Origin of the sequence: Streptomyces sp. NPDC007205 (assembly GCF_040634095.1) — a bacterium.
Lineage (GTDB): Bacteria > Actinomycetota > Actinomycetes > Streptomycetales > Streptomycetaceae > Streptomyces.
In genome coordinates this window covers 40,613-55,847 of sequence record NZ_JBEYEW010000023.1, presented here as the reverse complement: position 1 = coordinate 55,847, position 15,235 = coordinate 40,613, and the positions used below count along the sequence as shown (strand labels likewise).

Annotated in this window: 9 protein-coding genes and 1 pseudogene; 4 read left to right on the top strand and 6 right to left on the bottom strand. The window is 71.4% G+C overall.

Annotated elements, in window-relative coordinates:
• Nucleotides 1-14: 14 nt before the first annotated feature.
• Nucleotides 15-1,511 carry an acyl-CoA synthetase gene (locus ABZ624_RS29930; RefSeq protein WP_360095665.1) on the bottom strand — a complete coding sequence of 499 codons (1,497 nt, stop codon included), beginning with the start codon at nucleotides 1,509-1,511 and terminating at the stop codon, nucleotides 15-17.
• A gap of 201 nt (nucleotides 1,512-1,712) precedes the next feature.
• On the opposite strand from ABZ624_RS29930, the gene ABZ624_RS29925 reads away from it, so the two are divergent.
• The 3 genes from ABZ624_RS29925 (at nucleotide 1,713) to ABZ624_RS29915 (ending at nucleotide 7,193) form a co-directional block, all read left to right on the top strand.
• A complete protein-coding gene (locus ABZ624_RS29925) occupies nucleotides 1,713-3,146 on the top strand; it encodes a cytochrome P450 (RefSeq protein ID WP_360095662.1) in 1,434 nt (477 codons plus the stop codon).
• The gene (locus ABZ624_RS29920; RefSeq protein ID WP_360095659.1) at nucleotides 3,130-4,137 is read left to right on the top strand and encodes a (-)-alpha-amorphene synthase; all 1,008 of its coding nucleotides are present in this window, start codon (nucleotides 3,130-3,132) and stop codon (nucleotides 4,135-4,137) included. Before ABZ624_RS29925 ends, ABZ624_RS29920 begins: the two co-directional genes overlap by 17 nt.
• A gap of 146 nt (nucleotides 4,138-4,283) precedes the next feature.
• Complete coding sequence (locus ABZ624_RS29915) at nucleotides 4,284-7,193, top strand: AAA family ATPase (protein ID WP_360095656.1); 2,910 nt, start codon at nucleotides 4,284-4,286, stop codon at nucleotides 7,191-7,193.
• Nucleotides 7,194-7,225: 32 nt separating this feature from the next.
• Here the strand turns inward: ABZ624_RS29915 and ABZ624_RS29910 are convergent, their stop codons facing one another.
• From ABZ624_RS29910 to ABZ624_RS29890, 5 genes are all read right to left on the bottom strand, one after another.
• Nucleotides 7,226-8,776, bottom strand: a complete 1,551-nt coding sequence (locus ABZ624_RS29910) for an acyl-CoA synthetase (RefSeq protein ID WP_360095653.1) — start codon at nucleotides 8,774-8,776, stop codon at nucleotides 7,226-7,228.
• A complete protein-coding gene (locus ABZ624_RS29905) occupies nucleotides 8,773-9,900 on the bottom strand; it encodes a nitronate monooxygenase (protein ID WP_360095650.1) in 1,128 nt (375 codons plus the stop codon). The genes ABZ624_RS29910 and ABZ624_RS29905 overlap by 4 nt, the downstream gene beginning before the upstream one ends.
• 76 nt (nucleotides 9,901-9,976) lie before the next feature.
• On the bottom strand, nucleotides 9,977-11,542 hold the full coding sequence (locus ABZ624_RS29900) for an NAD(P)/FAD-dependent oxidoreductase (RefSeq protein ID WP_360095647.1): 1,566 nt from the start codon (nucleotides 11,540-11,542) through the stop codon (nucleotides 9,977-9,979).
• 119 nt (nucleotides 11,543-11,661) lie between these two features.
• Nucleotides 11,662-13,770 (bottom strand): serine/threonine-protein kinase, encoded by a 2,109-nt coding sequence (locus tag ABZ624_RS29895; protein ID WP_360095644.1) that lies wholly within the window; start codon nucleotides 13,768-13,770, stop codon nucleotides 11,662-11,664.
• Between the two features lie 118 nt (nucleotides 13,771-13,888).
• Nucleotides 13,889-14,731, bottom strand: coding sequence for an oxygenase MpaB family protein (locus ABZ624_RS29890; protein ID WP_360095641.1), 843 nt, complete (start codon nucleotides 14,729-14,731; stop codon nucleotides 13,889-13,891).
• 252 nt (nucleotides 14,732-14,983) lie between these two features.
• Between ABZ624_RS29890 and ABZ624_RS29885 the strand changes: the two are divergent.
• Nucleotides 14,984-15,169, top strand: a pseudogene (locus ABZ624_RS29885) (hypothetical protein); the annotation flags it as partial.
• Between the last annotated feature and the right edge of the window lie 66 nt (nucleotides 15,170-15,235).

Here is a 15,235-nt window from a genome sequence, read left to right as displayed (position 1 = left end):
AGCGCATCGCCGGCCTAACCGCCGAAGCGAGTGCGCAGTTCGCGCTTGAGGATCTTCCCGCTGGCGTTGCGCGGCAACTCGGCCACGAACAGCACCCGCTTGGGCGCCTTGAAGGGCGCGAGCTTCTCCTTCACGTGCTCGATGAGCTGATGCTCCGTCACCTCGCCGCGCGGGACGACGACCGCCGTCACCGCCTCGATCCACCGCTCGTCGGGCAGGCCGACCACGGCGGCCTCGGCGACGGCCTCATGAGTGTAGAGGGCGTCCTCGACCTGGCGCGAAGCCACCAGGACACCGCCGGAGTTGATGACGTCCTTCACCCGGTCCACGACCGTGAGGTAGCCGTCGGCGTCACGCACCGCGAGGTCGCCGGAGTGGAACCAGCCGTCCCGGAACGCCTCGGCGGTCTCCTCGGGCTTGTCCCAGTAGCCCTCGCACAACTGCGGTGAGCGGTAGACGATCTCGCCGGGCGTGCCGTCGGGCACGTCCGCGCCCTTGTCGTCCACGACGCGTGCGTCCACGAACAGCACGGTACGTCCGCAGGAGTCCAGCCGGCCCTCGTGTTCGCCGGGGCCGAGCACCGTGGCCAGCGGGCCGATCTCGCTCTGCCCGAAGCAGTTGTAGAAGGCGAGTCCCGGCAGGCGCTCGCGCAGCCGCTGCAGGACCGGGACGGGCATGACCGACGCGCCGTAGTAGGCCTTGCGCAGGCCGTCGAGGTCGCGGGTGGCGAAGTCGGGCCGGTTCGCCAGGCCGATCCACACCGTGGGCGGCGCGAACAGGCTGTCCACGCGGCCCGCTTCGACGAGATCGAAGAGCCGGTCCCCGTCCGGTGCGTCCAGGATGATGTTGCTCGCGCCGACGGCGAGGTACGGCAGCAGGAACACATGCATCTGCGCCGAGTGGTACAGCGGCAGCGCGTGCACCGGCAGGTCCCCGGCGCTCAGGTCGAGTGCGGTGATGGCGCTCAGGTACTCGTGCACCAGGGCCCGGTGGGTCATCATCGCGCCCTTGGGCAGGGCGGTCGTACCGGAGGTGTACAGCAGTTGCACCAGGTCCTCGGTGCGGGGTTCGGGCCCGTCGTACGGCGGTGTGTCCGGCAGCCGGGCGAGGAGCGAGTCCTCGGCGTCCCGGAGCGGCAGCACGCGTACCCCGTCCGGGAGCCGGCCGGCGAGGTCGGGGTCGGCGAGGACCAGGGTGCTGCCGGACTGGCCGACGAGGTACGCGAGGTCGTCCCCGGTGAGGTTCTGGTTGACCGGCACATGGACCAGGCCCGCGCGGGCGCAGGCGAGGAAGCCGATGAGGTAGGCGTCGGAGTTGTGGCCATAGGCGCCGACCCGGTCGCCGGGCGTGAGGCCCTGCGCGAGCAGGAGCGAGGCCGCGCGGGAGACTGCCTCGTCGAGTTCCTCGTACGTCCAGCGGCGTTCGCCGTACTCCACCGCGAGGCGGGCCGGGGTACGCCGGGCACTGCGGCGCAGCACCCCGTCGACCGTGCTGCCGTGTCCCTGCGTCATGGCTCATGATCCTCGGTGGGTCGGGGAGACAGGTCAAGCATCAACGGACATTCATCGAGTGCAACTTTCTGCTTCCGCGTGCTCCTGTGCGCCCCTTTGGAAAAAGGATTCTGGACACCGTGCACCGTTGAACCTGGGCAGGACATTCCACGAGTCAAGTCCGTAGCGAGTTCGCACATTTCACGTCGCCCGGAGGTACCCATGACCCGTGCTGTGCCTGAACAGAAACGAACCTGGAGGACAGGTACTGCTCCCGGCATATTCCCACTCCTCGGCCACGGTATCGCCTTATACCGCCGGCCGCTGGCGTTTCTGAATTCTTTGCCCGCGCACGGGGATCTGGTCGAGATACGGCTGGGTCCGCTGCGCGCCTGGATGGTGTGCCACCCAGAGCTGACCCACGAGGTGCTCATGGATCCGCACACCTTCGACAAGGGGGGCCCGCTGTACGACCGGCTCGGAAATCTGATGGGGGACGGACTCGTCACCTGCCGCCAGCCGGCGCACCGGACCAAGCGGGGGCTGCTGCAGCCCGGCTTCCGCCCCTCCCACGTCGCCCACTACACGGACCTCGTCACCGAGGAGGCCGAGTCGGTGTGCGACGCGTGGCCGACGGGGCAGACGGTTCCCGTCACCGAGACGATGATGACCCTCACGACCCGTGTGATCAGCCGGGTCCTCCTCTCCGACTCGCTGGACGACACCACGACCGCCGAGGTACGGGACTGTCTCACCGCCGTCGTCCGCGGCCTGTTCGTCCGCACCGTCGTACCGATCGACGCCCTGTTCCGCCTGCCCACACCCGCCAACCGCCGCTACCGGTATGCGCTCTCCCGCCTGCACGCGATCATCGACGCGGTGATCGCCGAGCGCCGCCGGGGTGCCGACCGCGACGATGTGCTGGGCACGCTGCTGGCGGCCGCACGCGGCGACGGCGCAGCAGCGCCGATCACCGACCAGGAGGTCCACGATCATCTGATCACGCTGCTGCTCACGGGCGTCGAGGCCCCGGCCCTGTGCCTGGCCGACGCCTTCAGCCTGCTGGCCCGCCATCCGGAGGCGGAGCGGCGCCTGCACGCCGAGCTCGACACCGTCCTCCCCGGCGGCCGACGGCCCGGCCCCGACGATCTGCCGCACCTCGTCTTCACCCGCTGCGTCATCTCGGAGACGCTGCGCCACTCGTCACCCGGCTGGCTCTTCACCCGCGTCGCCACCAAGGAGACGGAACTCGCCGGGTGCCGCCTGCCCGCGGGAGCCACCGTTCTGTACAGCCCTTACCTCCTGCACCACGATCCCTCGTCGTTCCCCGACCCCGAGCGTTTCGATCCCGGCCGCTGGTTGCCGGGGAAGCCCACCGCCGAGCAGCGCCGGGCGCTGATCCCCTTCTCGGCGGGCAACCGCAAATGCCTCGGCGACGAGTTCGCCATGGTGGAGGCCACTCTGGCGCTCGCGACCCTGGCCGGCCGGCGGCGCCTGCGCCATCTGCCCGGGTATGTCGCAGGGGTACCGCGCCCCGCCATCACGCTGGGCCCGCGGTCCCTGGTCATGGCCTGCGAAGCCCGTTCCCGGGCCACAGCCGCCCCTCGCGCATCGGACTCCCGGACGGCAGGTGACCACGGTGTCGACAACACATGAGGAAATCCCGCTCCGCGTACCGGACCGGACTCCGGTCCTCACTCTCAGGGACCTGATCGACAGCCACCTTCTCATGCCCTTCCCCTTTCTGCGTAACCCCCATGAATCCGAAGCGGCGGCCGGCGTCGACGCATGGCTGAGCATGCGGGGGCTGACCGACGAACCAGGTGTGGCGGCGATGATCGCCCGTACTCGGCCTGCCGAACTCGCGTCGTACAACAGCCCGTCCATGGATTCCGGTCTCCTGCAGATCATGGCGAATCAGATCGCCTATCAGTTCGTCTTCGACGACCGTGCGGAGGACGTCGGCCGGCGCTCCCCGGGCAGGCTGCTGCCCATGCTCGGCGAGAGCATCGCGATTCTGCGGGACGGGCGGCCGCCCACCGCACCCCTCGGAGCCGCCCTGGCCGATCTGTACCGACAGGTCCGGGAACGGTGCACACCCGCGCAGGCCGCGCGGTGGGCCGAGAAGAGCCTCGAGTACGTGCACGGCCTGTTGTACGAGGCGGTGGCCCAGGCCCATCCCTTCCTCCTGCGTACCGGGGACTGCACCTCGATACGGTCGCTCACGGCGGGCGTCGAACCGTTCTACCCGCTGTGCGAGGCCGCGCAGCCGCACGAACTGTCCCCCGCCGAACTCCACCACCCCGTCGTACGGCGGCTGAGCCGGCTGTCGGCCGACGCGGCGGTATGGATACCCGACCTGTACTCCGTGGTGAAAGAAGAACGCGCGGGCGAAATGATCAACCTGGCCCTTGCCTACCAGCGCGAGCACCGGTGCACTCTCCAGGACGCCGTCCTCCTGGCCATCCAGGAGATCAACGGCACGATCGAGGAGGTCCAGAGGCTCTACGCGGAGATCGAACCAAGCCTGAGCCCCGCGGGCATCGGCTATGTCGAGGGCATGATCGGCTGGATCCGGGGGTGTTACCACTGGTCGCGCACCGTGCCGCGGTACGCGGACGTGGCGTCGGTGCCCGCCGTGCCGTAGGCCATCCGGGTTTCATACCCGGCGGGCGGGCTTTCTCCCGGCCGCAGTCGATGATTCACCCTATGGTGCTTTTTACGGCCTGCCATACCGTCGCCAGGCGTACGCTCGGCTCCCCCCGGGCCGAACGACAGAAGGCGGTACGGCACATGGCGACGGAGCCGTGGCAACCGATCACCGAGCAACGGACACTGATCGAACGCCGACGGGAACTTCAAGCCCTCGACGCCGCGTTCAAGGAGCTGCGACGCGCCGCGGACGGCGTGCCCCGAGCGAGGAGCAGGGGGCTGCTCGCTTTCACCGGACCGGCCGGACTGGGCAAGACGGCACTCATCACGGAGGCACGGGCCCGGGCCACGGCCTACGGGTTCACGGTGCTTTCGGGCAGGGGCGGAGAGACGGAACGGGGCTCGGCGTTCCGTGTGGTGCGCCAGTTGGTGCAGCCTTCGCTCGCCACCATGGACGGTGCGGAACTCCGCGCATTCCTGGGCAGTTGGTACGACATCGTCGCCGCCGCACTCGGTCTCGAAGCGAGGGGTCCCGCTCCCGCGCCGGACCCGACCGGGGTCCGCGAAGGTCTCGACTGGGTCATGACGCGCCTCACCGTGAAGAAGGCACCCGTCGTGCTGCTCCTGGACGACCTGCACTGGGCGGACGCCGAGTCCCTGAGCTGGCTCGCCTCCTTCGCTCCACGGGCCGACGGCCTTCCGCTGCTGATCGTGGTTGCCTACCGGCCCGACGAGCTGCCGTCCGAGGCGGGCGAACTCCGCGCGCCGGCCGGACACCATGGGGACCGCCCGCGCGACCTGACGCTGCTCACCGTCGACGGTGTTGCCCAGATCGTCAGAGGCGAGATCGGGGAGGCGGCCGAGGACCGGTTCTGCAAGGAGTGCTGGTCGGCCACCGGTGGGAGCCCCTTCGAGGCGGTCGAGCTCGCCATCGGACTCGCCGAGCGGAAGCTGAGCGGCGCCGAGGACGACCTGCCCACGATGCGTGAGCTCGCCGCGGCGATCAAGGGCCCGGGACTGATCGAGCGTCTCGAACAGCTGGACACGGCGACCGTCCGCTTCGCGCATACCGCGGCCGTACTGGGTTCGCCCTTCTGTCCGGAGCTCGCCGCGACCATCGCGGTGCTCGGCGACGAGGCTGTCGCCGAGGCGACCCAGAAACTGCGCGCTGCCCGGATTCTGGCCGACGGCCACGGCCCCGGCGGTGAGCTGGAGTTCGTGCACCCGTTGATCGCCACGACCATCTACCGGTCCATCCGCACGGCCTTCCGGGTCGGTCTGCACAACACCGCCGCGCAGGCCGTGCTGAACGCTGGATACGGCCCCGCGGCCGCCGCCAGGCACCTGCTGGAGGTCCCCTGCGAGGGTGTTCCCGAGACGGTCGACTGTCTGCGTGAGGCCGCTCGCGACTACCTCCGCGCCGGGGCGACCGAGGCCGCCCGGCGGCTGTTGACCCGTGCGCTGCAGGAGCCGCCCCTCCCCGAGCACCGCGCCGCACTCCTGCATGAACTCGCCTGCGCCACGTTCCTCATCGAGCCCACGGCCACGGTGCGGCATCTCCGCCAGGCGCTGGCGGAGCCCGACGTCGATCCCGAACTGCGTGCGTCCATCGTCTTCCGGCTGACCCAGGCTCTGGCTCACACCGATCAGCTGGCCGAGGCCGTGCAGGTGGCTGCCGACGAGGGGCGCCGGACCAGGAATCCGCGGCTCAAACTGCGTCTGCAGGCCGACCAGTTCGTCTGGAGCATGGTCCGCACGGACGACCCCGACTCAGCCCAGCGCTCCCGGACCCTGACGCGTCTGGCCGAGCGGTTGCCCGGCCACGGTCTGGAGGAGCGATACATCCTGGGGCTGCGCGCCTGGGACGCCGTCAAGCGCGGTGAGCCGCGGGAGACCGCGCTCAGGTATGCCGGGAAGGCCCTGCGCGGCGGCATGAGCTGGACCGACGAGAACCACGGTTTCGAGGTACCCGTTTCGGTCGCCCTGGTGTTCATGTACGGCGACCAGCCGCGACGGGCCGAGGAGTTGTTCAACAAGGGGATCGCCGCATGCGTGGCCAAGGGCTGGCGCGGCTCCCACCTCGCCCTCGGCCAGACCCTGGCCGGCTACATCCGCTACCACCGCGGCTGCCTGGCCGAAGCCGAGGATCTCGTACGGGAGGGTCTGCGCATCGCCGGCAAGGTGGCAGGGGCCGTACCCGCCCAGTGGTTCGCCGTCGGCATCCTGATCCAGACCCTGCTGGCCCGTGGGCGCATCGCCGAGGCGCGTGCACTCGCCGACGAGCACCGCTTCGGGGAGATGACTTTGAACGCCGTCATCTATCCCGACCCGCGCACCGTGTACGCGGAACTGCTCCTGGCGGAGGGACGGCACACCGAAGCGGCGCCGCTGCTCTCGTCGGTCGGGGCCTGGCTGGACAAGCGGGCCTGGCGGAATCCGGCCTGGTGCCCGTGGCAGCTGCGGCTGGCGTCCGCGCTTGCCCGCACCGCCCCGGACGAGGCGGTCGGCCACGCCCGGGACGCCGTGCGGCGCGCCCGGGAATTCGGCGCCGCCTCCACCGTCGGGCAGGCCCTGCACACCCTCGCCGAAGTGACCGGCGGACCGGCGGCGCTCGACCTGTACGCGGAGGCCGTCGAGCACCTGGAACAGTCACCCGCCGCTTATGAGCTCGCCCGCGCCCAGGTCGGCCACGGCGCGGCACTGTCCCGCAACGGGCGGTTGCAGGAGGCCGCCGAGCGGCTCTACCAGGGTCTGGAAGGCGCCGTCCACTGCGGGGCGGAGGCACTCGCCGCCCGGGCCCGGGAGGAACTCTCGGCGGCCGGACTGCGCCCGCTGCCGCTGCGTTACGTGCCGGCGGACACCCTGACCGCCAAGGAACGCCGTACCGCTGAACTGACCGCCCACGGACACCCGATGGCAGTGGTCGCCAAGGAGATGCACCTCCCCGAGCAAGGCGTGCGGCAGTTGCTGTCCAGCGTCTACCGCAAGATCGGCACCGACGCGGCGGGCCTTGCCGGGTTCCTGGAGAACTGTCCGCGCCTTCATCCCTGAAGCCGTCGGTCCCGGCGCCGTGCGGGCGGTGGTCACACCGGCCGGGTGCGCCCCTTCCAGTACGGGTCGCGCAACCGCCGCTTGTACAGCTTGCCGTTGGGATCGCGGGGCATCTCGGTGATGAAGTCGACGCTCTTGGGCCGCTTGTAGCCGGCGAGCCGCTCGGCGCAGTGGTCGAGGAGGGACGCGGCCAGGTCCGGGCCGGGGTCGTGTCCGGGGGCCGGCTCGACCACGGCCTTGACCTCCTCCCCCCAGTCGTCGTGCGGGATGCCGAAGGCGGCGGCGTCGGCGACGGCCGGGTGGGAGAGCAGCACGGACTCGATCTCGGCCGGGTAGATGTTGACCCCACCGGAGATGATCATGTCGATCTTGCGGTCGCGCAGGAAGAGACAGCCGTCCTCGTCCAGGTAGCCGAGGTCGCCGACGGTGAAGAAGTCGCCGATGCGGTTCTTGTGGGTCTTGGCCTCGTCCTTGTGGTACGAGAAGCCGCCGGTGCTCATCTTCATGTAGACGGTGCCCAGTTGTCCCGGCGGGAGGCGGTTGCCGTCGTCGTCGAAGACCGCGAGTTCGCTGATGGGCCAGGCCCTGCCGACGGTGCCGGGCTTCTTCAGCCAGTCCTCGGCGGTGGCGAAGGCGCCGCCGCCCTCGCTGGCCGCGTAGTACTCCTCCACACAGTGGCCCCACCAGTCGATCATGGCCCTCTTGACGTGGTCGGGGCAGGGGGCGGCGCCGTGGATGGCGTGCCGCATGGACGAGACGTCGTAGCGGGCCTTCACCTCGTCCGGGAGGGCCAGCAGACGGTGGAACTGGGTGGGGACCATATGGGTGTGCGTGCACCGGTGGGTGTCGATGCGGCGGAGCATCTCCTCGGGTGTCCACTTGTCCATCAGCACCAGACGGTGGCCGAGGTGCAGGGACGCGCCCGCGAACTGCAGGACGGCCGTGTGGTAGAGCGGCGAGCAGACCAGGTGGACGTTGTCGTCGAACGGCTTGATGCCGAAGATCCCGAGGAAGCCGCCCAGGTAGGAGTCCTCGGGCGGCTTGCCGGGCAGTGGGCGGCGGATGCCGCGCGGGCGTCCCGTCGTACCGGACGTGTAGTTCATGACCCAGCCGAGTTCGCGGCCGGAAGGGGACGACGTCGGCTGTCCGTCGAGGAGTTCGGCGTACGGCCGGAAGCCGTCGGCCGCGCCGACCCCGTACCGGTGCGTGGCCGGCAGCCCTGCCTCGTCGGCGGCCCGGCGGGCCGCGTCGGCGAACCGCTCGTGGGCGACGAGCACCTTGGCGCCGGAGTCGGCGACGATCCAGGCGATCTCGGGGCCGACGAGGTGGTGGTTGACCGGCACCAGGTAGAGGCCGGCCTGGGTCGCGGCCAGGTAGGCGGTGACGAACTCGACGCCGTTGGGCAGGACGACGGCGAAGGCGTCGCCGCGCTCCAGGCCGGCCGCGCGCAGTCCGTGGACGAGCCGGTTGGCGGCGGAGTGCAGGCGTCCGGCGGTCCACTCCTCGCCGTCGGGGGCGACCAGGACGGTGCGGTCGGGGTTCTGGGCGGCCTGGGCCCAGAATCCGGCAGGGTGTGTGCTCACGACTGGCCGCTCCTTCCGGCGATGCGGTTGATGCGGTCCACGGCCTCCTCGAAGCCGCGGGTGAGGTCGTCGAAGACGGCCTGGACGCTGCGTTCGCTGCTCATCCGGCCGACGATCTGGCCGACCGGGGTGCCGAGCAGGGGCTCGACCTCGTACTTCTGGATGCGGGAGACCGCCTCGGCCACCAGCAGGCCCTGCAGCGGCATGGGCAGGGTGCCGGGTCCGGCCGGGTCGTCCCAGGCGTCGGTCCACTCGGTACGGAGCTGACGTGCGGGCTTGCCCGTCAGGGCACGGGAGCGGACGGTGTCGCCGGAACCGGCGGCGAGGAGCTTGCGGGTCAGTGCGGCGGAGTGCAGGTCCGCCTCTGTGGTGGTCAGCCACAGGGAGCCCAGCCATACTCCTTGGGCGCCGAGGGTGAGGGCGGCGGCCACCTGCTGTCCGCAGCCGATGCCTCCCGCGGCCAGCACGGGCAGGGGGGCGACGGCTTCCACGACCTCGGGGGTGAGCACCATGGTGGCGATCTCGCCGGTGTGACCGCCGGCCTCGTAGCCCTGGGCGACGACGATGTCGATGCCCGCCTCGCGGTGCTTGCGGGCGTGCCGGGCGCTGCCCGCGAGCGCGGCGACCAGCACGTCCCGGTCGTGGGCGCGGGCGACGACATCGGCGGGCGGGGAGCCGAGGGCGTTGGCGAGGAGCTTGATCGGGTAGTCGAAGGCGACGTCGAGCTGGGTGCGGGCGACCTGCTCCATCCAGCCCGTGATGCGCCACCCGGACGCCTCGCCCTCGGCCAGCTCCTGGACGCCGTACTTGGCGAGGGTCTCGCGCACGTACTGCCGGTGCCCGTCAGGGATCATGGCCTCGACGTCCGCCTCGGTCAGTGTGTGGTTGTTCGGGGCCTCGGCCTTCTTGGCGGGCATGACGACGTCCAGCCCGTAGGGCCGGCCGCCGGTGTGTGCGTCGAGCCAGTCGAGGTCGCGTTTGAGGTCGTCGGGGGCGGTGTAGCGGACCGCGCCGAGCACGCCGAAGCCTCCGGCCCGGCTGATGGCCGCGGCGACGGCGGGGAACGGCGTGAAGCCGAAGACGGCGTGCTCGACTCCCAGTTTCCTGCTCAGCTCCGTCTGCATGGGCGCAGGATGCCGCAGCCGGCCGGACGACGGAAGGGTTTTCTGACGTCCCGTCAGATTTGTTGGGGGCGGGGCCTTACGAGATGGCCTCCAGTACCGCCATCGCCGCGTTGTGTCCCGGTACGCCGCTCACCCCTCCCCCGCGCACCGCGCCCGCGCCGCACAGCAGGACGTTCGGGTGCCGGGTCTCCACTCCCCAACGGCCCGTTTCCTGCTGGGCGTAGGGCCAGGACAGGGCGCGGTGGAAGATGTTGCCGCCGGGCAGCCGCAGGTCCCGTTCGAGGTCGAGCGGGGTCTTCGCCTCGATGCAGGGGCGGCCGTCGGCGTCGGTGGCCAGGCAGTCGGCGAGGGGTTCGGCGAGGTGGGCGTCGAGCTGGGCGAGGGTGGACTTCAGCAGTTCCTCGCGTACGGCGTCGTTGTCCCGGTCGAAGAGCCGGGCCGGGGTGTGCAGGCCGAACAGGGTGAGTGTCTGGTAGCCGCGCGCGGCGAGGCCGGGGCCGAGGATGGTGGGGTCGGTCAGGGAGTGGCAGTAGATCTCCGACGGCGGGACGGCGGGGAGTTCACCGGCGGCGGCCTGGGCGTGGGCGGTGGCCAGCTGCCGGTAGCCCTCGGCGATGTGGAAGGTGCCGGCGAAGGCCTCGCGCGGGTCGACGGCCGGGTCGCGCAGCCTGGGCAGCCGGGTGAGCAGCATGTTGACCTTGAGCTGGGCGCCCTCGGCGGGTTCGGGCGCCGTGTCGCCGGTGAGCGTGGCCAGGTCCTGCGGGGAGGCGTTCACCAGGACGTGCCGGGCGGCGGCGACGCCCTCGCCGTCGGCCGTGCGGTAGGTGACCTCGGCGGTTTCGCCGTCGGTGGCGATCCGGACCGCCTCGTGCCCGGTGGCGATGACCGCGCCCGCCGAGCGGGCCGCGGCGGCCAGGGCGTCGGTGAGGGCGCCCATGCCGCCGACGGGCACGTCCCAGGCGCCGGTGCCGCCGCCGATGACGTGGTAGAGGAAGCAGCGGTTCTGGGCGAGGGACGGTTCGTGGGCGTCGGCGAAGGTGCCGATGAGGGCGTCGGTGAGGACCACTCCGCGGACGAGGTCGTCCTTGAAGTCCTCCTCGACCGTGACGCCGAGCGGCTCCTCGAACAGGGTGCGCCAGGCGGTCTCGTCGTCGATGCGGCGGCACAGCTCCTCGCGGGTGGGCAGGGGCTCGGTGAGGGTCGGGAAGACGCGCTCGGCGACCCGCGCGGTCATGCCGTAGAAGCGCTGCCATGCCGTGTACTCGCGGTCGTCGCCGGTCAGCCGGGCGAAGGCCTCCCTGGTGCGGGACTCGCCGCCGCCGACGAGGAGTCCGGTGGGCCGGCCGTCCCGCTCCGCCGGGGTGTAGGAGGAGATCGTTCGGGAGCGGACGCGGAAGTCCAGTGCGAGGTCGCGCACGATCTTCTGCGGCAGCAGGCTGACCAGGTACGAGTAGCGCGACAGCCGGGCGTCGACCCCGGCGAAGGGGCGGGTGGAGACGGCGGCGCCGCCGGTGTGGCCGAGCCGTTCCAGCACCAGCACCGAACGGCCGGCGCGGGCCAGGTAGGCGGCGGCGACCAGGCCGTTGTGGCCGGCGCCGACGATGACGGCGTCGTACGCGCGGGTGCCCTCGTTGGCAGACATGGTTCTTGGTAGCACGGAAGGATCCCGGTCGGCGAGAGCACGTGCGGTGGTCCTCGCGGATCCGGCGGCGCAAGGCCTGCGTGGGGGGTGATTCCACGGTGGCCGCTTGGCCGGTGCTGTCACCGCCCGTCAGAAGCCCGCTGCCGGCTCAGTACGGCGACCCTCCGGTACAGCTCCACCGCTTCGACGCCGCGGCCCAGGCGTTCCAGGCAGTGCGCCTCGTCGTTGCGGCCGGCGAGGGTGTCGGGGTGGTCGGGGCCGAGGATCTGCTCGCGGGCCGCGGTGATCCGCCGGTACTCCGTGAGGGCCTCCGCCCAGCGGCCCAGCCAGCCCAGGGCGACCGCGACCTCACGGCGGCTGACGAGCGTGTCGGGGTGCGCGGGCCCCAGGGTCTGCTCGCGGAGCAGGCACACGTCCCGGGCCTCGGTCAGGGCGTCCTCCCAGCAGCCGAGGCGGCCGAGGTTGACCCCGAGTCCGTGCCGGGCGCGCAGGGTCTCGGGGTGGGTGGAGCCCTGGACGCGGGCGCGGTCCCCGACCAGCTCGCGGTACACGCGCAGGGCGTCCGCGCTGCGGCCGAGGCGGCCGAGGCTGAGGGCGGTCTCGTAGCGGGCGGCGAGCGTGTCGGGGTGGTCGGCGCCGAGGACGCGCGCTCTGGCCTCGGCGACCTCGCGGTAGATGCGCAGCGCCTCCTCCCAGCGGCCCGACTGGCCCTCGGCGTAGGCGGCTTCGCAGCGCGAGACCAGGGTGTCGGGGTGGTCGGGACCGAGGACCCGGGCCCGGGCGGCGGCCACCTCCAGGGCCGTGCGGCAGGCGTCGTCCAGGCGGCCGAGCCGGCCCAGGGCGCAGGCGAGGTTGTGGCGGCAGCGCAGGGTGTCGGGGTGGTCGGGGCCCATGACGCGCACCCGGGCGGCCAGCACCTCCGCGTACACCTGGTGGGCCTCGAAGTGGCGGCCCAGCCGTCCCAGCGCATAGGCCGTCTCCTGGCGGGCGGCGAGCGTGTCGGGATGGTCGGCGCCGAGCACACGGGCCCCGGCCTCCGCGAGGTCCGTGTAGGCGGCCAGCGCCTCGGCGACCCGGCCGGCGCGCAGGAGGGCCAGGGCGGCGGTGCGCTCCGCGGGATATGCCGTGGGCGCCGCGGGAAGTGCCGGTGGGGGTCGAAGGGCGTCTGCGGGACCGTCATGTCCGGGCGCGGAGTTCCCCGCGCCCCTTCGGGGCGCCGCGGCCCAGCGGGCTGACAGGGCCGCGCCGGAGTCCGGCGGCAGTGCGCCGAAGCCGGCGCCGAGTGCCTTGTGGCCGGTGGTCATGCCCCGGGTCCAGGACGGCAGACGGGTTCCGTCTCTCACGTCCGGGACCCGAACGGCCAGGAGGGCGGCATCCGTTGTGCGTCCGCCCAGGATGCGGTGGGCCAGCTCCCCGGCATCCTGCGGCCGTTCCTCGGGGCGTTTCGCCAGGAGGTCGAGGATGATCCGCTCCAGGTGGACGGGCAGCTCCGGGCGTTGTTCGCGTGGGGGGCGGGGTGGGGTGTCGCGGTGGCCGATGAGGATCGCCCAGGCGTCCTCCAGGTCGAACGGCGGTGCTCCGGTGGCGATTTCGTACAGCACGCAGCCCAGCGAGTACAGGTCGCTGCGCTGGTCGACCTCGTCGCCGCCGATCTGCTCCGGGGACATGTAGTGCGGGGTGCCCAGGGCGACGCCGGTGCCGGTGAGCCGGGCGGTGAAGCCGATGTCGTGGCCGAGGCGGGCGATGCCGAAGTCGCAGATCTTCACGGTGCCGTCGGCCAGCCGCACGATGTTGGCCGGCTTCAGGTCCCGGTGGACGACGCCGTGTTCGTGGGTGTAGGCGAGGGCGGCGGCGACCTGGGCGGCAATGTCCGCCACGTCGTCCACGGGCAGCGGATGGCCTTTGTTGTCCTCCAGCAGCCGGCTCAGGTCGCGGCCCTCCAGCAGTTCCATCACCAAATAGGGGATTCCGTCGGACTCGCCGAAGTCGTGGACGACGGTCACCCCGCGGTGCGAGAGGGCGGCGGCCACCCGGGCCTCGCGGCGGAAGCGCTCCCGCAGGGCGCGAGTGAGGGACGCATCAGGGTAAGGGCCGAGCGGCTTGAGGCACTTCACCGCGACCTGTCGGCCGAGGGACTCGTCCCGGGCCCGCCACACCTCGCCCATGCCGCCCCGCCCGATCAGGTCGAGCAGCCGGTACCGGCCCTGAACCAGCCTGTTCTCCCCCATAGGGATCCGCCGCCCCCGTCGCCGCCCGCCCCGCCGCCCCGGGGGGCCGGCTCGGAACCGCGCCCCACCGCGCCGTCCCGATCCGCGCCACACCCCCCTGCTCATCCAGTATGGCGGCCTATCGTCCGACTTTGTACGGTGCCGGACGCGCCTGCGGGCCGAGCCTCGCCATGGCCCGCAGGATGTGTTTGGGCGGCAGTTGCCAGCGCACACGTGCCGGAACGCGGCGCAGCAGCGCGCCCGTGGTCCGCAGCCGGCGGGTGACGACGGCGGGTGCGGGGGCCGGTCTGCCGTACAGCTCGTGGGCGTACGGTGGCAGAGCGGCGTACGCCAGGTGCGCCACGCGCCGCCACAGCACCTCGCGCGCCGGGACGAGGAGGGGATGCGTCGGCGGACGGAGCAGGAAGTCGTCCACCTCGCGTGCCTCGCGTCCCGCCGCCAGCTGCGGCCGCACCTTGTCGAAGTACGCGGCGAGTTCGGCCCGGCTCGCCGGTACGGTCTCCGGGTCCAGGCCCACCAGGCGCGCGCTGACGAGGTGTTCGGCTATGTACCGGTCGGCCTGGGTGTCGGTGAGCGGGAAGCCGGAGCGGCGCAGCACGTGCAGATAGGAGTCGATCTCCGCGCAGTGCACCCACAGCAGCAGCTCGGGCTCGCCGACGCCGTAGCGCTCGCCGGTGTCCGGGTCGGTGGCCGTCAGCATGCGATGGATCTTCCGTACGCGCGCGCCGGCCCGCTCGGCGGCCTCCGTGGTGCCGTACGTCGTCGTACCGACGAAGTTCGCGGTGCGCATCAGCCGGCCCCAGGCGTCACGCCGGAAGTCGGAGTTCTGCATGACTCCGCGCACCGCGCGCGGGTGCAGTGCCTGGAGGTAGAGCGCGCGGACACCGGCGACCCACATCATGGGGTCGCCGTGCATCTGCCAGGTCACGGAGTTCGGCGTGAACAGCCCTGGATCACCCATGCCCGATCAATACCTGCCCAGATAGTCAGTGGATCATTCACTCGAAAGGGTAGTCGTCTATCTCGCACGCCGTGCCTTGCCCATACGTGCAGAGCGAAAGATCGGTTCACCACCTGCGACGAGATCGCCCGCCACATAGCACAGTCACTCTGATCGACATTGCGGTCCGATGAGACGAGTTGCAGCATCAGGACACGTCTCACGATGATCAATCGAATTTCCACCTCACCGCTTTGAGCACAAGGCAGAGACATACCGTTGCCCATGCGACCCGGCTGGGGCGACGAAATGGAGTGGGCGTGCCCTGGGGTCCCCGGCACAGTTGTGGCCGGTTTCGCCGGCGGTAGAGTCGCCGGTCTGCCGTTCTTCGCGCCCGAGGCCGTTACGACGGACCATGGTTCGGTGTACAAGAATCACCATCTGATCGACACCACCAAGATCCGCCAAGCGGTCATATCTCAAAGCCGGTATCACATCGAAGGCTGAAGGATGTCCCGCACAGAA

Coding starts and splice junctions, on each gene's coding strand:
- ABZ624_RS29890 (WP_360095641.1), bottom strand. CDS start 14,731: ATGGGTGATCCAGGGCTGTTCACGCCGAACTCCGTGACCTGGCAGATG.
- ABZ624_RS29925 (WP_360095662.1), top strand. CDS start 1,713: ATGACCCGTGCTGTGCCTGAACAGAAACGAACCTGGAGGACAGGTACT.
- ABZ624_RS29895 (WP_360095644.1), bottom strand. CDS start 13,770: ATGGGGGAGAACAGGCTGGTTCAGGGCCGGTACCGGCTGCTCGACCTG.
- ABZ624_RS29915 (WP_360095656.1), top strand. CDS start 4,284: ATGGCGACGGAGCCGTGGCAACCGATCACCGAGCAACGGACACTGATC.
- ABZ624_RS29930 (WP_360095665.1), bottom strand. CDS start 1,511: ATGACGCAGGGACACGGCAGCACGGTCGACGGGGTGCTGCGCCGCAGT.
- ABZ624_RS29900 (WP_360095647.1), bottom strand. CDS start 11,542: ATGTCTGCCAACGAGGGCACCCGCGCGTACGACGCCGTCATCGTCGGC.
- ABZ624_RS29905 (WP_360095650.1), bottom strand. CDS start 9,900: ATGCAGACGGAGCTGAGCAGGAAACTGGGAGTCGAGCACGCCGTCTTC.